Source organism: Psychrobacter sp. BI730 (assembly GCF_013414195.1).
Classification (GTDB): Bacteria; Pseudomonadota; Gammaproteobacteria; order Pseudomonadales; family Moraxellaceae; genus Psychrobacter.
The window spans coordinates 1-17,865 of record NZ_JAATTV010000020.1 but is presented as its reverse complement, the minus strand read 5'-3'; the positions used below and the strand labels follow the sequence as shown (position 1 = coordinate 17,865).

18 protein-coding genes and 1 pseudogene are annotated in these 17,865 nt (G+C 40.5%); 6 read left to right on the top strand and 13 right to left on the bottom strand.

All coding sequences use genetic code 11. The features are described 5' to 3' along the window. Nucleotides 1-89: 89 nt before the first annotated feature. The 4 genes from HCZ91_RS12910 to HCZ91_RS12895 all read right to left on the bottom strand — a co-directional run bounded on the left by HCZ91_RS12910 (nucleotide 90) and on the right by HCZ91_RS12895 (nucleotide 2,311). A complete protein-coding gene (locus HCZ91_RS12910) occupies nucleotides 90-728 on the bottom strand; it encodes a DUF411 domain-containing protein (protein ID WP_011959987.1) in 639 nt (212 codons plus the stop codon). A 165-nt stretch (nucleotides 729-893) separates the two neighbouring features. Continuing rightward, complete coding sequence (locus HCZ91_RS12905) at nucleotides 894-1,517, bottom strand: cytochrome c (protein ID WP_045448094.1); 624 nt, start codon at nucleotides 1,515-1,517, stop codon at nucleotides 894-896. A 61-nt stretch (nucleotides 1,518-1,578) separates the two neighbouring features. Beyond that, nucleotides 1,579-1,851 carry a hypothetical protein gene (locus HCZ91_RS12900; RefSeq protein ID WP_011959985.1) on the bottom strand — a complete coding sequence of 91 codons (273 nt, stop codon included), beginning with the start codon at nucleotides 1,849-1,851 and terminating at the stop codon, nucleotides 1,579-1,581. A gap of 133 nt (nucleotides 1,852-1,984) precedes the next feature. After that, nucleotides 1,985-2,311 (bottom strand): hypothetical protein, encoded by a 327-nt coding sequence (locus HCZ91_RS12895; RefSeq protein ID WP_045448097.1) that lies wholly within the window; start codon nucleotides 2,309-2,311, stop codon nucleotides 1,985-1,987. 325 nt (nucleotides 2,312-2,636) lie between these two features. Here HCZ91_RS12895 and HCZ91_RS12890 point away from each other — a divergent pair, with 325 nt between their 5' ends. The 4 genes from HCZ91_RS12890 to HCZ91_RS12875 all read left to right on the top strand — a co-directional run bounded on the left by HCZ91_RS12890 (nucleotide 2,637) and on the right by HCZ91_RS12875 (nucleotide 7,448). Continuing rightward, entirely contained in the window at nucleotides 2,637-3,383 is a 747-nt protein-coding gene (locus HCZ91_RS12890; RefSeq protein ID WP_045448100.1) for a heavy metal response regulator transcription factor, read from the top strand. After that, nucleotides 3,373-4,845, top strand: coding sequence for an ATP-binding protein (locus tag HCZ91_RS12885; RefSeq protein ID WP_060492334.1), 1,473 nt, complete (start codon nucleotides 3,373-3,375; stop codon nucleotides 4,843-4,845). Before HCZ91_RS12890 ends, HCZ91_RS12885 begins: the two co-directional genes overlap by 11 nt. A 183-nt stretch (nucleotides 4,846-5,028) precedes the next feature. Next, on the top strand, nucleotides 5,029-5,913 hold the full coding sequence (gene lgt, locus HCZ91_RS12880; protein WP_011959981.1) for a prolipoprotein diacylglyceryl transferase: 885 nt from the start codon (nucleotides 5,029-5,031) through the stop codon (nucleotides 5,911-5,913). Nucleotides 5,914-6,725: 812 nt separating this feature from the next. After that, nucleotides 6,726-7,448, top strand: coding sequence for a CHAP domain-containing protein (locus HCZ91_RS12875; RefSeq protein ID WP_060492333.1), 723 nt, complete (start codon nucleotides 6,726-6,728; stop codon nucleotides 7,446-7,448). Nucleotides 7,449-8,818: 1,370 nt separating this feature from the next. On the opposite strand, the gene HCZ91_RS12870 is transcribed toward HCZ91_RS12875, so the two are convergent. From HCZ91_RS12870 to HCZ91_RS12840, 7 genes and pseudogenes are all read right to left on the bottom strand, one after another. Beyond that, a complete protein-coding gene (locus HCZ91_RS12870) occupies nucleotides 8,819-9,787 on the bottom strand; it encodes a DNA-binding protein (RefSeq protein WP_060492332.1) in 969 nt (322 codons plus the stop codon). 141 nt (nucleotides 9,788-9,928) lie between these two features. Continuing rightward, the gene (locus HCZ91_RS12865; protein WP_045448295.1) at nucleotides 9,929-10,225 is read right to left on the bottom strand and encodes a hypothetical protein; all 297 of its coding nucleotides are present in this window, start codon (nucleotides 10,223-10,225) and stop codon (nucleotides 9,929-9,931) included. Then, nucleotides 10,212-10,498: pseudogene (locus HCZ91_RS12860) on the bottom strand (BrnT family toxin). Before HCZ91_RS12860 ends, HCZ91_RS12865 begins: the two are co-directional and overlap by 14 nt. 8 nt (nucleotides 10,499-10,506) lie before the next feature. Continuing rightward, a complete protein-coding gene (locus tag HCZ91_RS12855; protein WP_045448298.1) occupies nucleotides 10,507-10,722 on the bottom strand; it encodes a type II toxin-antitoxin system RelB/DinJ family antitoxin in 216 nt (71 codons plus the stop codon). A gap of 84 nt (nucleotides 10,723-10,806) precedes the next feature. Then, nucleotides 10,807-11,760, bottom strand: a complete 954-nt coding sequence (locus HCZ91_RS12850; RefSeq protein ID WP_045448300.1) for a replication initiation protein — start codon at nucleotides 11,758-11,760, stop codon at nucleotides 10,807-10,809. 329 nt (nucleotides 11,761-12,089) lie between these two features. Beyond that, nucleotides 12,090-12,260, bottom strand: coding sequence for a hypothetical protein (locus HCZ91_RS12845; RefSeq protein WP_157292455.1), 171 nt, complete (start codon nucleotides 12,258-12,260; stop codon nucleotides 12,090-12,092). 198 nt (nucleotides 12,261-12,458) lie between these two features. Next, complete coding sequence (locus HCZ91_RS12840) at nucleotides 12,459-12,800, bottom strand: hypothetical protein (RefSeq protein WP_045448302.1); 342 nt, start codon at nucleotides 12,798-12,800, stop codon at nucleotides 12,459-12,461. Nucleotides 12,801-13,061: 261 nt separating this feature from the next. On the opposite strand from HCZ91_RS12840, the gene HCZ91_RS12835 reads away from it, so the two are divergent. Next, a complete protein-coding gene (locus HCZ91_RS12835; RefSeq protein ID WP_179799673.1) occupies nucleotides 13,062-15,710 on the top strand; it encodes a MobA/MobL family protein in 2,649 nt (882 codons plus the stop codon). Nucleotides 15,711-15,735: 25 nt separating this feature from the next. Beyond that, nucleotides 15,736-16,692, top strand: coding sequence for a hypothetical protein (locus HCZ91_RS12830; RefSeq protein WP_087813584.1), 957 nt, complete (start codon nucleotides 15,736-15,738; stop codon nucleotides 16,690-16,692). A 188-nt stretch (nucleotides 16,693-16,880) separates the two neighbouring features. Here HCZ91_RS12830 and HCZ91_RS12825 read toward each other — a convergent pair whose 3' ends face one another. Together HCZ91_RS12825 and HCZ91_RS12820 are read right to left on the bottom strand one after the other, a co-directional pair. Continuing rightward, nucleotides 16,881-17,156, bottom strand: coding sequence for a hypothetical protein (locus HCZ91_RS12825; protein WP_045448311.1), 276 nt, complete (start codon nucleotides 17,154-17,156; stop codon nucleotides 16,881-16,883). 156 nt (nucleotides 17,157-17,312) lie between these two features. Beyond that, entirely contained in the window at nucleotides 17,313-17,537 is a 225-nt protein-coding gene (locus HCZ91_RS12820) for a helix-turn-helix transcriptional regulator (RefSeq protein WP_045448313.1), read from the bottom strand. Nucleotides 17,538-17,865: the final 328 nt, after the last annotated feature.

Sequence of the window (17,865 nt, the reverse complement as noted above, 5' to 3'; positions counted from 1 at the left end):
TAACCTGATTTAATTTGAGAGATGGTGGTTAAGCTTATAGTTATAATATTTTCGATATTTAACAGAATCTATTCACATCTAAGCCAACACTACAGCTGCTGCTGAGGAGACTCAATAGCAGCATAGACTTCTGTGGTGCCGTCTTTATTAAGCTGCATTACCTTATAAGGCATGAATTTACCTTCATACTCCATACCGGGGCTACCAACCGGCATACTCGGTACGGCAAGTCCAATAGCTTGTGCAGGAGGATTTGCTAAGAATTCAGCCATGTGTTTAGCAGGGACATGCCCTTCAAAGACAAAACCGTCGGTGGTAACGGTGGTATGACAAGAGCGCATTTGCTGTGGTACGCCATAACGCTCCTTAAATAAGGATAGATCTTCCACATCGTGCGTGGTTGCACTTAATCCATTGTTTTTTGCATAGCCTACCCATTCTTTACAGCAGCCGCAGTTGGCATCTTTATAAACCGTGGCTGAGACGTTTTTGAGTAATGATGACGAGCTGTTAACGGGAGCATTTGTAGGAGCAGAACTTTCATTTTGTACTTGTGCATTCTGGGTAGCAGACTGTTCAACCTTTACTGGTTGAGAATCAGAGCCACTGGTATTAGATTGGCTGCAAGCGGCTAGCGTTAACGAGAGTGACGATGTCACCACCAATAAAAGGACACGACCGGATAACCAGCTATGTCCATTAGAAAGCACATGTGTGTAATGTCTCATTAAATTACTCCTAAACGTCTATTGTTATGCTCGATATTCTAAAAACTTACACCCTATATTTGAATTCTTATGTACTTAACTAAAAACATTAAATGCAGCACTGTTCAGTACTGCATTATTAATAGCGACAACCGTGAGTTAGGAGGCTTTCATATCTAGAAAGTATTAATGCTGCATTCCAGATCCATCATCCGACATATTCATACCCATATCACCACCATCTGACATATTCATATCACCGTCAAATGACATGTCCATCATATCGCCATCTATCCTAGTGGTTAGCATCGTGTATTGGCTTTCATCTAATTCAGGTAACGATCTAATGAAGGCTACCATTGCCCACATTCTACCGTCATCATGGGACGCGCCCCACGCAGGCATTCCAGATGCCATAATACCGTGCTTGATTGCCCAAAAGCTTTGCTTTGCACCGTCTTCTGTTTGATAACGTTTGACAATATCAGCCTTGGTAAAGTTGGGCGGCTTTGGATATAAGCTCTCACTAAAGTCAGTTTGTGCCACTCCCGGAGACAAGTGACAGCCTGCACACATATCCTTATAGTCCGCGCCACCAGAACTGATTAGCTCAACCTTCTCTAAATCTGGTACCACAATATCTTTACTGGCATTTTCTATGGAACGATTGCGAGCAGTTTCTAAAAAGCTAAACATCATTGGGCTATGCTCTTGGTCAGCTCCCACATTGACAACGCCACTAGTAACAACCGCAAACACGCTAACGATTGCCACAAATACGGTAAAGAGCGCACCCAATAAAAATTTCATATGTTTTCCTAAAAATTTATTTCCGTTAAGTGTTGACTGCTATTTAACAGAGCTAAAATTTTTAAGATTTACTGTCGTTAGTAACGCAGTGTTTTTGGTACATTTGCTTCATTTTACCCATGTTAGCCATCATCGCTTTCATGGCAGGATCGCTCATGTCCATCTTGCTATGATCCATTTTTCCCATCATATCCATATGCTTTTGCATTTTTTCACAGTTCATTTGATCTTTTTCAGCATGCATTTTAGGGTCATGCGCCATAGCTGAGGTCGATACGACAAGAGCGATGGCCGTCATTGCGATTGATTTAGACAGTAATTTAAATTGTGACATGATTAATTCCTATTGTTTGGATTAAAGGCTATTGAGTTCAATAGCTGTTAAACCAGCCTAAATGATACATTAATCATTCTGACTGGTAGATGACGTTAAGATTACAATGCTGTCATTCTCACCGCTTTAGATTTTAATGCGCGATATATTCATTTAATATGGCTTCAGCATTTCTATCACGATCGCTACCATATTTTTTCACAAAATACTTTTCAGACTGCAAGTGTTGATCTTGATGCTGTACCTGACACGCGACTCTCGCATCAACATAGCCTTTCATTTGCGCGCTAGAAATCTGTGCATCGTTATGATCTGCGTTCTTTGCAAAACTAGTGAGCGCATCACAATTACCGAGAACAGAAGCATCTAAGTTTGTGGTATGCGCATTGGCCGCTGACATGCCCACTAACATCGATACTGAAAGCAAAGCTGCTTTTTTTAATGAACTATAATTTTTCATATAAGACCCTTTAAAGATAAATAACAAACTGTTTAAGTAGGATAATTGCTTTACTCGTAGAGGCAGTCTGTATCAGAGACAAGCCAATATGCGGCGTTGATTTAGAATACTAAATGGTGGCTGACAGCTAGATGACACGGATATTACATGTTCGTTAGGAACAGCATAATATTGTCATCTTCTTGTCATTAAAACCAAATACCAGCATCTGTCTCTATCCAAAGAACACTGTTATAACAAGGGTTCCTGATAAATATATGGCTGATAAGCTAACAATGTTAGTGATACGCTGTTGACAACTATAATGATATAAAGGTAAGCAACGATGAAAGTACTGTTAGTAGAAGATGAGAAAAACCTTGGAGAATATATTAAGAAAGGCTTAACTGAGGCCGGTTTCATCGTGGATCATCACATGACAGGTTTAGATGGCTATCATGCGTTAATGACTGAAGATTTTAGTGTGGTTTTGATGGATGTCATGCTACCTGACGTCAGTGGCTTTGAGTTGGTACAGCGCTACCGAGCTGCTGGAAAGCATACGCCAGTTTTATTTTTAACGGCTAAAGATGATTTAAGCGATCGGATCAAAGGTATTGAAATTGGTGGCGATGATTATCTGACCAAGCCTTTTGCTTTTGCTGAACTGATTGTTAGAATAAAAAGCCTATTGCGCCGTGCCAATCAATCTGATTATAAAAGCTCGGTCATACACATAGCTGATCTGAAAATGGATATTGCCAAACGCACCGTTCATAGAGGCAACACTAATATAAAATTGACTGCTAAAGAGTTTGCTTTATTACAACTTTTCTTAGAACGTCAAGGTGAGGTACTGCCGCGCACTGTGATCGCCTCGCAAGTATGGGATATAAACTTTGAGAGTGATACGAATGTCATTGACGTGGCTATAAGGCGCTTGCGGATAAAAATTGATGATGGATTTGATATAAAGCTGATTCATACGGTACGCGGAATGGGCTACAAGTTAGAGCCACTGGCTGTCGACGTGGATAGTGGCATGGGCGACGATAGTATTAATAAAGACAGTCTGACATCAAATGAGACATAAATCTAAGAATCGGCGTTGGTCACTGTTATGGCGAACTATTTTTTTACTGACATTGTTCGTTATTATCTCTCAGGTTATTATCTACGCATGGGTTCAGCGCTCTGTGAGTGGACACTTTGAGCAAATGGACTCAGAAATCCTTACTCATGCAGCTTTTAACCTGCGCAAACGTATGGTTAGTTTGGAAGATCACATAGAACCATTCACAGTATCAAAGTCGCAAGCGCTAATTGATGCCAATCATCTACATTCTTCTTGGCTGGATTATGATTTAAAAACCTTAGTATCAGATAAAAATGGCAAATTATTATCCAGCGATCCCAGTAATTTCATCAATGATCTACCGGCAGATTTTAGCTTGTTACAACTATTGCAGGACTATCGCGATCAGCAGTTTATGATCAAGATAAATAATAGGCATTACCGAGCCATTATCATTACACATCAAGAGGTTTTGGCATTTATTGCTCTACCTATCGATGTGCATAATCAATATCTTATCCAGTTTAATCGCCAGCTGAGCTTGATACTTATCGCCATTACCTTATTATTGGTTTCAGTAGCAGCACTAAGTGTACACTGGGGTTTTGCTCCCCTAGCTACTATCGTACAAAAGATGAAAGGCATTAATCTTCAAAGGTTAGATGAAAGAATTGTGGTTGGCGATATGCCGTTAGAATTACGTCCACTAACGGAGTCTTATAATTCTATGATGGTCAAGCTTGAAAGTAACTTTGAATCATTATCACGGTTTTCAGACAATATCGCCCATGAGCTACGTACGCCAATAGCGACGCTGAGTACGCAAACGCAAGTCATGTTAACTAAGCCAAGAGAAAGCGACGAATACATTGAGCAATTGCATCATCAGCATGATACGTTAAAGCAGTTATCCGCCATGATTAACGATATGTTATTACTGGCAAAAACTCAAAAAGAGCTGAGTGATTCGCAAATCAGTCATGTCGATATAGAGAGCTTGATCACAAAGCTTATAGATTATTATGAGATGATTGCTGAGGATCGTGAGATAATCTTTGAAAAATCGGGTGATTTTAAAACAGTACTAGGTGATAAAGGCTTATTGCAACGGCTGTTTGCCAACCTGATGTCAAATGCGATTTATTATGCGGCTAGTAATAGCACTATTATGATATCCGCTACTGTCCTCACTTCAAGCACCTCGCTTAATGCGCCAAAAGACGATATTCAATCCCCAGAGCAGCTCTGGTTAAGAATAACTATGACCAACCGTCTAGACAAACCATTAAATCAGATTGAAGCCGATAAACTGTTTGAGCGATTCTATCGTCATGATAAAACGAATACGATGCATTCAGGAACAGGCTTAGGCTTATCTATTGTGCAAGCTATCGCCAATGCTCATAATGGCAAAGTTAGTATTACTATCAAAGATGAGTGTCTTTTTGAGGTTGCTGTAAAGTTGTTGATTGCCAGGTAGTAAATACCTTCATACTGTCTATGAACCGCTCAGATTAGATCGAAGGCGAGTTTACTTGGAAGGTCTCTCTATCCATAAGATGAGATTCTGACTTGCGATAGTTGTACTTTTCAATTGTTGGACAAAAAATTTCTTATATAAGCCTATTTCATACATTCTATTACCAATAATTATGATGCCTTTATGATGATTCATCCTCAGTATGATCCCGTAGCGCTTTCCTTGGGTCCATTGGAAGTGCACTGGTATGGGCTAATGTATTTGCTAGCCTTTGCTGCCGCTTACGGTTTGGCTTGGTATCGCAGTACCAAACGCGACAATTGGACCACCGACATGGTCTCTGACTTAGTCTTTTATGGCGCGCTTGGTGTCATCTTAGGCGGTCGTATTGGCTATGTGCTGTTTTATCAGTTCGGTGAATTACTCCAAAACCCTGCCTATATATTAAAAGTCTGGGAAGGCGGTATGTCTTTCCACGGCGGCTTTATCGGCGTCATGCTAGGTATGTGGTTCTTTGCCCGTAAATATAAAAAGACTACCTTTCAAGTATTCGATTTTATCGTTCCTTGTGTACCAACCGGCTTACTGTTTGGGCGTATCGGCAACTATATCAATGGCGAATTATGGGGTCGCGTCTCAGACGGTGGCTATAACTGGCTGACCTACTTTCCGCAAGCCGCGGCGTTTGATATGGAGCAATTACAGAGCAATCCACAATTGCAAGAATTGATGATTGAAGTCAATGGTCAATACATATTGCCTCGTCATCCATCACAGCTATATGAAGCCTTTGCCGAAGGTCTGCTGCTATTTATATTCTTATGGTGGTATTCATCAAAACCACGTCCACGTATGGCCGCCTCCGCTGTATTCTTACTAGGCTATGGCATCAGCCGCTTTATCATTGAATTCTTCCGCCAGCCAGATGCTGACCAAGGATTCATATTATTAGGTTGGATGACCAAAGGGCAAATCTTAAGCGCGCCGATGATTATCGCCGGCTTAATCATGCTGATTTATGCTTACAAACGCGGTATTTATGATTGGGGTAAGCAGTCTGCATATTAGAAATAAGTGTCGAGGTGCATGAACAAATAAATATAAATGCAGTTCTAACAAGATACATTCCATTTGCAGAATTAATACCTATGTTAGTACAAGGATTTTTATTCCTAAACCTAATTTTTTCATCAGATAGTGGAACTTCAAAAGCTAAAAACAAATTTGGATATGTAACTTTTTATGTCAATGTAACCTATTTTAGATGTTATCTGTCTTTAAAATAACCAATTTCTTAGAAATTAATACAAGGAACTACATGATGTATCGCAACAATTACGTAAGATTACATAGTTCCTTAGCGAATTAAAATTCATATTGACACTATAAATTAGTATATTATTTTAATAATTGGTTAAACCCTATATAGCATAATTACTTCACCCACTAAAAAAACGTTTGAGGATTAAATCTAAATTAAGGATTTAATCCTCAAACGTTTTTTTCTGCTTATCAAACAGGAGATATTGTTGTCAGGTTGGTCAGCTATATTCTATAAATGTTACACGAAATTACATTATAAAATAGGTATTTTTTATCATTTTATAAGCTTAAAAAGAGCTTTTATCAGATTTTTATTAGTGATGACATGCTTTACAGCCTATGCTAAAGTCCGATTTGTGTTTTGGCTAACAGTTTGACTTCCAATAAATTTATAAGGTTTTAGCGAAATCGTTGATAATGCCGGCCGCCTATGGAATAAGGGTTTGCAGCATAATTATTAGTCACCACAATGTGTATATTCTTGAGTTGTTGAGATTTAATTGACTGCTCTGTTATGGACAACAGACCATTTTGAATTAACCGTAGGTATTAGATTTATGAAACAGGCCTTATTGATTTTGTCAGTACTGGGTATGGGCATAGCACAAACGAGTACTGCTGCTGTAACGACCTTTCAAACAAGTAATAATATAACCAATATTTCTGCGGCATCAAACTACAGTTCGTCAAAAAATATTTATAGCACCAAAAGTGGTGCTTATGTTTCTAGCAATGATGAAATCAGTCAAGCAATTAGCAACTTAAGTGCGCAGGCTCAACAAAAAGAGAAACAGCTTTCGTTATCAAGTAGCCGCTTATATGCTGAAAGACAACAGCAGCAAGTCAATACTATCCCTGATAGCAATTCAGCACCCGCTATCGCTGCTGCTCGCGCTTCACGAGTGGCTCTATCTAGCAGCTCTGGATACTGTGCCCGTTACGTACGTAAAGCACTACAATCAGCTGGTTATGAGTTCACTCCAAATCCTTCAGCCTATCAGTACGCTACTCGTGGCACACTTGATAAAGCAGGTTTCAGCAAAATCAGCAATGATATGCCAACCCAAGTAGGTGATGTTATTGTCTATGATCGCTCATCAAAGCGTCCACATGGCCATATTCAAATTTTCGATGGTACAGATTGGATTTCTGACTTCCGTCAGAACAGTATCAGCCCATACAGTGGTGTCTATGCTTATACGACATGGCGTGATTCAAAATATGTGGATGACGCATCCGCATCAGATCGTAATATCTACCTTGCTATGAATGATAAATAAGACCTGAGAAGTCAGCACAACATATTTATTGCTTTTCTCCAACCCAGTAGTGATCTTACTATCATTGCTGGGTTTTTTTGTGCTTAACATCAGGGTGTATTTAACCTTTCATGATTTGATCAGTCAGAAATAGACACTACTGATATCATTACTCATTACAAGAATTATCGGCAAGCGCGTTTAAGATGCCACATGATACCGCTTGTGCACTACCTGCACATTTCTGGCGCAAAACTGAGAAATTTTTGGATTGCTAGCATTACAAGACAAATTACGAAACGACGCTCATGAAGATGTGGCTTAGCTCAAAGCGTATGGGTAAACCACCCCGAGTTCGTCGTACTCTCTAAGACTGTTTAGTCTCCGAAAACCTGAGGCGGTTCAGATGGTTTTTTGAGAGATTATGACACTCTCAAAGCGATTTGAAGTACTTGAGAAAGTTGATTATGATAGCACCTAAAGATTTACCAGAGTCATATCGAAAGACTAAACAAAAAAATGCCTCTGGGAGTTGACTCCTAGAGGCATTTAGTTTTTAATGTAGCTAACGGTTACAGAGTGCGTCAACACCCTGTAACGAACAAATAAGCATACGCAGTGCGTTATTTGAACAGCATTAAATGCCCGTGTAGGTGCATTTTATCCAAAAACTGCTTTCATATCAACCTTATTCACTATACATTTTAAAAACTGCTTGTTCGCTCGTTACATCCTTGTGCTGCTCTCTTTGTACCCGTTACCCGTCAAATGGGTGGCAGGCCTCGGCGACGACTGCGTTTGACACAGGGGTAAGCTCTCGACAGGGGGTTCTAGACATATTGAGCAACGCAATGAGTGGTTACTCGTGCATATCGTAGCGGTATATTGGGTTTAGGCCCTTGCTAGCGTATGACAGCACAGTAGCGGTTAAGAGCGTGTCTAGGCGGTGCTATCAGCCGTAATCTTAACAACCGTAGCTTGATACAGTGATACGGTCTTGATGACGCGATGGGCGATGAAGTCGGCATGACTAATCACATCAAATCCAAGGAATGCACTAAAGCGTTTGTGAGTGTTTTTATTATACTCATAACTGCTTTAGGGTGAGTGTTCCTTGAAATCTGCTCAAGGCTCCAAAATCAGCATAAATTCACTTAGGCTAATTTAAGTAGTATATAGCCCACTCGGCTATATACTATAAGAGTCCAGAGAAAAATTTAGAATAGTTATTATACAGCAGTCACTTATTCAGTGAGTCGATATTGTCATGGTTGATTCATAAGCTTAGTGTGAATAGAACGAGATCTATGCCTTGGGTAAACTACCTCCCAAACTTATAACTGTTCTTTATCTTGAAATCCTAATTAAACTGAAACCTCGAATACTTTTATTTAGTCAGCATCCAAAGTATTATCTTTGTTTTGAATAAGTATTAGAGCATCTTGTGCTTTCTTAAGTTGATCTTGTAACAGAGTCACTTGTTCCTGCTTTGATAAATGACGGCTTGATAGCTCGCTATATTGTTTATTCAATACGCTATGCTCAGCTTCAAGCTTAGCCTGTGTTTGAGTCAACTGATCGTTGAGTCCTGATAGTTTGTTACGCTCAGCGATTATGGCCTTTAACTCCCCTTTAACCTCTGCTGTGTCAGTCGCTATCTCATTGCGTTCAGTAGTGACTTTCTTTAGCTCATCCTTAGTCGCGGTCAGTTCTATTTGCAGACGTGAAATTTCTGCTTTATCGCTATGAGCAGTGGCTTCAAGCGTGGCCACTTTTGATAAGTTGACGTTAAGCTCTTTTGCTTGCTGGTCAAAGCTGCTGTGTAGCTCTGCAAGTTGCACTTGGGCTGCATCTGTTTTAGCTTGCTCAAGCTCAAGCGCGTGCTGAGTATCACTGAGCGTCTGTAACAGCGTATCACGCTCAGCAGTCATTTGAGCTGTACTGATTGCTGCTGCCTCTGCCGTTGCTGTGACTTCATCGAGCTGTACCAACAAATCGGCTTGTTCACTCTCTAGCGTTTTAACCGCCTCTTGCGCCTCATCTGTTTCAGCTTGTGCCTTGGCCTTAATACTCTCTAGTGCCTCACGCTCTTTCACCAAGCGATCATTAGCGATATCAATGGCCGTCTGCCACATATCCGCACCAAGCGCTTGTAAGCGCTCAGTGATACCACTTGGTAGCTCAACCTGTCTGAGCTGCTCTTCTTCTTGGTTATCCTGACGCCAAGACTTCATCGCCTCACTGATGGTTGTGAATGAACCACCGCCCAAAGCCTTACGCACCTCAGCTAATGTTGGCTTAATTCCTTGTTCTTGCAATTGGTCGGCAGTAGCATGAATTTGCTGAATAGTGATGGCCATCATCATCGTCCTTAATTTTGTATGAATAAATATGTAATTGTTGTATATTATGTATGTAGTATAATACAATTTACAATATACTACAATACAAAATATAAAAAAACCTCAAGTGATCTTGAGGTCACGGTCATTAAATTATAGTTAGTGATCCGCTAAGTATTCTTCTAGCGCATTATTGATCATTTCTTGATAGTCACCACCTGTTTGCTTGGCTCTATCCTTAAACTTGGCAATGATACTTGGGTTGATGACGCTCGCTTCAGCAGAGAACGCTTGCGGCTTAATACTGCCACGGATAGCGTTTGACCAATCCGTAACTTCTGGAATATCTGATAAATCAATATTGTCATCACTAAGCGTTGCTAAATATTCTAAGTCCGCTTGTTGCTTTGCCGTTAGTGGTGGTAAATCGTCTATTTGATAGCTAACCTTGTTCATATTGCCTCCTCTCACTCTTTGTGGCACGCCTAGCCGAGATAATGCGTATAACCTCGCCACCATCTATGTCTGTCTGCGTATGGGCTACTAATAAGACTGCTGTGCCGTCTATTGTACCCAGCGCCTGCCACCGCTCCTCACCATTTTCATACCTGTCTTGCTGACGCAGGCATAAAGGATCTAAAAAACCCGGGTAGCTGCCTCAAATGATAAACGGTGTTTGCACTGATTGGTGATGTTTTTTTGTTCATCCCATTCAAATCTAATACTCATCTTTTCTCTCAATCAGTATGCTCTTTATAGATTGGCAATTCATCTTGACTGACAGCTGCTACTTTCTGATACTCAAAAGATAGTGGCACTTTATTGGTTTGCGCCACTTGGGTCAAAAATAATTTGATCGCTTGAGACGGTGTTAATCCATAGCTTTCAAATACCGAAAAAGCATTTTCTTTTAGCTCTTGATCGAGCCTAATATTATAATTAGTTGTCGTCATAACATCACTTTTAGCTTATTTATGTACATATAATATAAGCCATTTGTATAGGCTACGCTAGCTCAATTACTCTTTTTTTCTTTGCTATGATTTCTGCTTAGGGAACGTATAGCCTATCGCCAGTAAGTGCTTTTTGTGGGTCTTTAAAAAAGCCTCATCTCTTAATTGAGTGTGTAACCAACTAATAACTTCTTGAGTGCTTTTACCTGATGGTGCGTAACTACCAAACGGTGAGTAGTTAGCCAACAAAGGGGCAAAACGATCAATTTGCTTAACGGTTAGAGGTGGGATATCTCTATCCTCATTATTCTGATTTAGGCCCTCCTGTCCTTTTTTCTTAGTTGGCTTGGCCTTGACGGTGAATGTCAAACCTGTAACTGTGCGTCCACGTTTGATGTTTTCATAGGTGATTTTGATGTCGGTTTTCTGATTAATTTCTTTTATGGGCCCATCAACTGCATTCTCTTTCAAATTGTTGATGCGCTCATACGACTTAGGCGTGCCAAGTTCTTGCCTATATTGATCTAAAGTCATAGAAAAACCACCCTTCCCCTCAGACTTTTTTGCTAGATGGTAAAGGTCTAACGAGTAAGTCAATTTGAGGTTTAAGATATCTTCTTTTAAATATTTAGTGTAAGGGTTGAGCTTATCAAAAACCTGAAGTAAGTATATTACCTCATCTGTAAAATGCATCGATATATAGCCATCTGCATATTTCGACCTGATTAGCCATTGAACCTCTGTATCATCACCATCCTTATCCTCATAAATGAATGTACGCTTCATTAATTTTTTGCTAGCTGATTTCATTTGCTTATAAGCCGAGTTTCTATCTATTCCGCTAAGCTTAGCAAATTCAGAAGACGCAACCTCTATCGGTGTTTTTTCAGTAGCATTATTAACCCTAACCAATGGGCTCGCTAGAATAATGATGCGCTTCTCATCAATAGACATCTCTCTAAAAGCTTGAGTAATTTTATTCTGCATAACAATCCATTTTTCAGGATATTTTTTTTCGTATAGCTCGACATCATTCATTATGACAACCTCATTATGCTAGTTACTTTAAGATACTAGCATAATGCGGGATAAAAGTAGCATTTAAACGGGATAAAAGTAGCATAATGCGGGATAAAAGTAGCATAATGCGGGATAAAAGTAGCATAATAGAGTGCGTAACCCTTTAATAGCAAAGCTTACAGACTGTCTAAAAGTCTTTAAAAGTTTTTAAAAGTAAAAAATATATTTTTATTTTAAATAATAAGGAAAAAACCAAAAAACCGACGGATTTAAGATGATAATTTGATCGACCAATCACTTGTAAAACTGATCAGTAGCTCAGAATGCAATTGTCCATTTACTTAATGTTATTCCACGTTCGCATGGTTCGGATCAAGCTTAGATCTTTGAAGATCTTCAAAAGCATGGTCAAAGATATTTTGAATATCTTCGTCTGTCATTCTGGACAACCCTGTTTTCACATTCTCAATATCAGTCTCATTTTTTGTAGATAGTTTGTCTTCATTTTCAGTAGCCATTATCGACACATCTGTAAACACTTATCAAACCGTTGCTAAAAAGCCTAGAAACCACTCTTATATACGTTTTACGCTCTGTCCGATACGATGGTAGCTAAAGCTATTCTAAAACGCTTAAAACAGCCGATAACCGTCTCCTAACCTTTCGCTAATTAGTAGACGATCCAGCTGTACCTTCAATTAGGCGATTTCTAGCAGCTACTGTGCTGATGAGTAAGCATCAAGCAATGAACCGTGGTCACTGTCCTGACTGCTTTTAGGTGGTGTAAAGCTGCTTGGTGTTTCCTTAGCCTCACTTTGCATCTTATGAGCGATTGATTTTAAAAACTCACGGTGCTTTTTTAAACGAACGTACCTTTCATTATCATGGGCGTCTAAAAATATAGCTTGTAGTTCATGATTGTCATCATCGTCTAATGCGTTGGCTAACCATTCCCCCAACACCTGATGTGCCTCAAGTCTGTCCTGATTGATTTCTTTTTTAATAGCCTGTAACTGCTTTATCTTATCTGCGAATAGATCATCTGATATTACTGACATTATCTCATCCTTTTCTAGTCAACTATGATAGAGTTGATCCTAGCAGTGTACACATAGGGATGCAAGGTAGTAAAATACACAAGACCACATTGTTTCGTGGGCGCAGTAGTATTTTAACCCTCTGTTAAGAGCGAACTTAGGAGTTTGTGTAAAAAAGACCCACAAGGGGTACTGTTTTTTTACATAAACTCCGTCGTTCGGCAGGGGGCGAACCCCCTACAACCCCCAAAAAATCATCTCTCAATATTGGGTTTTTTTGCTATGAATAATAAAGGGTTTCATCTGTCGGTTAGCGCCGTTAGTAAGGCGAAAAATCATAGCGTGGCGGCAAAGTCGGCTTATAATTCTGGCTCAAAACTGGTTGATGAGCAGTCAGGAGTCGTCCACGATTACACCAGTAAAGCTAAAGACAAAATCTTAAATTTAGTGGACAGTGATGGTACTAAATACACGCAAGTTATTGAGAAAAATGTGATGCATACGGCGTTGATAACGCCAACTCTTGCTGGGGATTTGGCGGTAACGCGTGAGGGGTTTTGGAATGATATCGAACGTATTGAGACTCGTAAAAACGCGCAATTGGGTACTGAGATTGACATGATGTTTCCTGATGGGATCACCGCGGATCAGCGTATAGTTCTGGTCGAGCGCTACGCTCAAACCTTATCTGATCGCTATAACGTGCTTGTCGATGTGGCCATTCATCGGCCCCACAGTCACGAGAAACATGTGGGGGAGGTTGAAGTGGTTGAGCTGACCAGTCGTAACTTTCATGCCCATATTTTACTCTCAAGCCGTGAGATAGTAGCGGATGTTGAGGGTTATGCTTTATCAGCACGCAAGAATTGGTTGCAGTGGTCAACGGAGGAGCGGTTATCTAAGGGGTTAAACGGACGCGGCGATGAGCTTAAATATCAACGCACCCTTTGGGCGGATATGGCCAATGAGCTACTGCCTAAGAATAAAACCATTAGTGAGAAATCCTACCGTGAGCTGGGCATCAATCGTTTGCCAAAAATGAAACTGGGTAAATCACTATATAAGGATATTCTCAAAGGCAATCGTTCAGTGATTCATGAATACAACGAGACGATTGATGAGATCAATGCTTACATTGAAAAAAATGGTTTAGTAATTGAGTACGACGACAAGGGACGTATTGACCTAGAAAGCAATGAACAAGAGGTTAACGGCGTCACAATACATTATAAAAAGCGTAAACCCTTTGCGCGAATTGAGCTCAGTAATATCCGATTTGTAGATCCTGCCGTTGAACTTGAACCCGCTATCCCTAAAAGTAACAGTCAGACGCATAGTGATGCGGCCAATGATCACGCACTTGATGAGCTTTTAGCAATCTCAGCCGACTTTGTGAGTCAAAAAAAGATGGTACGCAGCGCCTTATTTTCAACCATTGATGCGCTGCATGAAGAGTTAGCGCACCAGTCTAAACAGATTATTACTATTGATAAAAACATTAAGAGTACCCAGCGGTTCACCGAGGAGGTGGGACAGGATTTTAGTGACCCCCGCCAAAAAATGATTGAGCTTACCAAGCAAATAAACACAAAAGAGCAAAGTGAGGCACTAAAGACGGCTTTAGTGTTGGTTGAGGAGTTTAGACAAGATGATACCCTACAAACAGGCCGCGCCGTTACAAGTCTTGAGAAGCAACTGTCACAGATTGATAAAATAGTGCTGAATAATAAAGCGATGCTAGAAAAGCTGATCCCGCTTAATAATGAAGTCATTGCTGACTACAAAGGGTTGAAGGCCACGCTAAAACCCTTTGCCGCAAAGCTGAATAAACTGGCGACTGGCTTTAAAGCTCTTGATGAGATTGATATTGAAAAATCCGACTTATCCTTACAGTGGGATCAAGCGTTTGCGGATCTACAAGAGATAGATATCACCAATAACATGGATACTTATCATAAGTTTGCTGCATTTGCAGATCTGGACGTTGAGCGCTTTAAGTACCTTGAAAAAGAACGTGAGGCGCTCAGTACGTTAAAAGCGGTAGAGATAGACGCGGATGCTGACACTCGTTTGACGGCATTGGCCGCTGATGTTAAAGCGTTTAAGACCACCAATAATGAAGACATCAAACAGTTAAAGCAGCAAATTAATACCAGTAAAAAGACTTATCAGCGCTTATCACCGTTTTATGAGCAGCGTATCGCCTTACTGGATCAAAGTGAGGCGGTGATCGTGCAAGATGATGATTTATACGATGAAATCATAAGTACCAAGACTACTCAATTGAATGCAGATCGGCTTGAGGACTGGCGCAGCCGTACTATGGCGCTGCAATATCAGCTCAACAAAGCGCATGAGCAAGCAAAGCTTAAGAAAGAGGCTGAGCGCGCACGAGAGGAGGCTTTGATCAGGCGGCGAGAAACCTTAAAACAGAGACGGCAGCAGGCATCTCTTAAGCGTCAGCGAATCAATGAGACCAAAGCATATCGAGATCGATTTGACAATTTAGTGGTACGGGTGCGTAACCGCGTTAATACCCTTGATTTTAAGGCCGTTGATGCACCGATCGAAGTGATCAACGCGGCTGAGGCGGTTGCCGCACAAGCATTTATATTCACTACTCTAAAACACACTGACAGCTTTACGACACTACAAAAAAGTTTACGAGACACCGATGCTAAAAAAATTGCAACGCAGGTGCAGAAGGCAGCAACGACGCTATGGCAACAGCTTGAGCGCTTGCCTGACAATCAAGATAAGGTCGAGGTGTTAACGAAAATCAATGAGCGCTTTGAGCACGTTCCTGCTATCACCATAGATGGGGCAACGCTCACACAAACTGTGACAGATCACCTGCAAAAAACGAAGAACGCCATCCAAGCGCATGAACAAGCACAAACACGCCGCTACTCCTCACCACGCCCATTTTAGGCGGCATTATAATAATGAGTACCCCATGAATAAAGACAATAGCAATGAGCAAGACATACACGATCAACTTGTTAACCTAGTGACTTCATTGACTCCGGTCATTGGGGCCTTGCGTGAGCTGATTAAGCGAGCCGATGATGCGGTAGCGAGGCGGCTTGAGCGTTCGCTTAGCGGTATTGATAGCAAGGTGAATGAGGTGTCTTCTGCCATTGAAGAATTAGGTAGTAGCGCAAGCACGACTTCGCAGGCATTGAGCCAGTATCAAGAACTCGTGTTAAAGCAGCTACAAGCGGCAGTGACTGCTTTTACTGACAATGAGATGCCGCGTCGTTATGATGACAAAATAGCGGGCATCATCACCGATATGAAACAGCAGATTGATACGGCTGTAGAGTCGGTCGTCACTGCTAAAAACGATAGCATAGAGGTACAAATCAGTACCATGCAAGGAGTTGCTGATAAACTTAGCGCAAGCGCGGACAATCTAGCCCTATTCACCAATCAGTACCAAGCTGGTCATAAGCAGATTATTGAAGATATTGAGACCTTTGAGACCACCACCAAAACGCGGATTGAGCAGGTCGAGGCTAGAGCTAGTAAAGACTTGGACAAAATTCATAAGTCCATTGAGACTATGAGTATTAAAAGGATTGCAGCCGCTGTCGCAGCGGGTACGATGGCTGTGATAATAAGTTTGGTGGCTCTGGTATTTTGGTATGTGCCAAGCTTTGATGAGATTGCAGAGATGAAATACCAGCAAGCAGAGCTACAGCGCGGCATCGATGAGCTTGAAACGGGTTGGAAACAGGCCTTTAATAATGCTCAAAGTGCGCAGTTTATTTTGGCTTGTGATGTTAATAAAGAGCAGCCTGATGCAATCAGCTGGTGCGTTAGAGCAGACAGTAAGAGTGTTTTGAGAGATGAGAGAGGCTTTGTTTATTATAAAATAGCTGGGGTGCCGCGTGCAAAGCCGACTGAGTAAAGACGTATGGTAATAGCGAGCTATATTGCCCAAAAGTGCGTCTTCTGAAACATATAAGACTGAAAAAAGGCTTGTTTGATTGTCGTTATCTTTGTCTATATTAAAAAGCCAGATAATGACACTTTATCTGGCTTTAAGGGTTATTGTTTCTTGTTAAACAAGAAGTCTGTAAATATAAGCTAAAGTGACTAGGCTGCTTGGTCAGTATGAGCTGTGACCAACTCTATAAAAGCAGTTTCAAGGGTACTTAACGCATAATCATCAATCATAAGACCGTCATCTATCTGTCGTTGCACCCAGACATAAATCGCTTCATCATTATAAAGAATAGCGTCAACACCAAGTAATGATGCCAGTTGTACGCCTTGCTGTACTTGTAAGCTGAATAACAGCTGAGAGGCTAAAGCTTTAGTCTGTTCACTAAACCAAGCGCAGCTGTTGAGCCGAGATAGATTGTTATTCATTGGTATTCTCCTGTAGATTATTGTGTATAAATAATGGATAAAATGACTTACTACAGGTCAAATTATACCTATATTTTAATCTATTGCAAGAGAAAATGACCTTCTATAGGTCTTTTTATACTTTTAAAGGTGATAATGTCTTATGAGCGAAGGTGTTCACTCAGGTGATTCACTGCTGTCCTCATTTATGATTTCATATAAATCACCAACATTGATTCTAAGATACGTGCATAAAGACTCGATGATATCTAGATCAACTCGGGTGGCTTCTTCATGATACATGCGAGTAATGGTGCCACGATTGATACCAGTATCTCTTGCGACATCGGCAATTTTAAGGCGTCTTTCGCCCATGATGGTCGATAAGTGACACTTCACCATAGTGGTTTCCTCATTAACGATTAGTAGTTTTTGATTGGTGAACGGATTATAACGAATATGAGCGGCTAAAGTATTCCTTTTAGTAGCTCAAATTGGTATCCAATAGCGCAATTTGCCTAGTAATAGGCAGTTTATTATGCTGTCTTTGATACAGGACGTCTATCATGATGGATATACGCTAGTTAGAAAAGGCGATGCTATTTTTACTATGAAGTATTGCTATTAATAGTGATGTGACGTACATTTTTAGTTATACTTATATACTTATATACTTATATACTTATATACTTATATACTTATATACTTATATACTTATATACTTATATAC

Bases quoted from the DNA above. Each gene is read 5' to 3' on its own strand.
- HCZ91_RS12910 (WP_011959987.1), bottom strand. From the start codon at position 728: ATGAGACATTACACACATGTGCTTTCTAATGGACATAGCTGGTTATCC.
- HCZ91_RS12905 (WP_045448094.1), bottom strand. From the start codon at position 1,517: ATGAAATTTTTATTGGGTGCGCTCTTTACCGTATTTGTGGCAATCGTT.
- HCZ91_RS12900 (WP_011959985.1), bottom strand. From the start codon at position 1,851: ATGTCACAATTTAAATTACTGTCTAAATCAATCGCAATGACGGCCATC.
- HCZ91_RS12895 (WP_045448097.1), bottom strand. From the start codon at position 2,311: ATGAAAAATTATAGTTCATTAAAAAAAGCAGCTTTGCTTTCAGTATCG.
- HCZ91_RS12890 (WP_045448100.1), top strand. From the start codon at position 2,637: ATGAAAGTACTGTTAGTAGAAGATGAGAAAAACCTTGGAGAATATATT.
- HCZ91_RS12885 (WP_060492334.1), top strand. From the start codon at position 3,373: ATGAGACATAAATCTAAGAATCGGCGTTGGTCACTGTTATGGCGAACT.
- lgt (WP_011959981.1), top strand. From the start codon at position 5,029: ATGATGATTCATCCTCAGTATGATCCCGTAGCGCTTTCCTTGGGTCCA.
- HCZ91_RS12875 (WP_060492333.1), top strand. From the start codon at position 6,726: ATGAAACAGGCCTTATTGATTTTGTCAGTACTGGGTATGGGCATAGCA.
- HCZ91_RS12870 (WP_060492332.1), bottom strand. From the start codon at position 9,787: ATGGCCATCACTATTCAGCAAATTCATGCTACTGCCGACCAATTGCAA.
- HCZ91_RS12865 (WP_045448295.1), bottom strand. From the start codon at position 10,225: ATGAACAAGGTTAGCTATCAAATAGACGATTTACCACCACTAACGGCA.
- HCZ91_RS12855 (WP_045448298.1), bottom strand. From the start codon at position 10,722: ATGACGACAACTAATTATAATATTAGGCTCGATCAAGAGCTAAAAGAA.
- HCZ91_RS12850 (WP_045448300.1), bottom strand. From the start codon at position 11,760: ATGAATGATGTCGAGCTATACGAAAAAAAATATCCTGAAAAATGGATT.
- HCZ91_RS12845 (WP_157292455.1), bottom strand. From the start codon at position 12,260: ATGGCTACTGAAAATGAAGACAAACTATCTACAAAAAATGAGACTGAT.
- HCZ91_RS12840 (WP_045448302.1), bottom strand. From the start codon at position 12,800: ATGTCAGTAATATCAGATGATCTATTCGCAGATAAGATAAAGCAGTTA.
- HCZ91_RS12835 (WP_179799673.1), top strand. From the start codon at position 13,062: ATGAATAATAAAGGGTTTCATCTGTCGGTTAGCGCCGTTAGTAAGGCG.
- HCZ91_RS12830 (WP_087813584.1), top strand. From the start codon at position 15,736: ATGAATAAAGACAATAGCAATGAGCAAGACATACACGATCAACTTGTT.
- HCZ91_RS12825 (WP_045448311.1), bottom strand. From the start codon at position 17,156: ATGAATAACAATCTATCTCGGCTCAACAGCTGCGCTTGGTTTAGTGAA.
- HCZ91_RS12820 (WP_045448313.1), bottom strand. From the start codon at position 17,537: ATGGTGAAGTGTCACTTATCGACCATCATGGGCGAAAGACGCCTTAAA.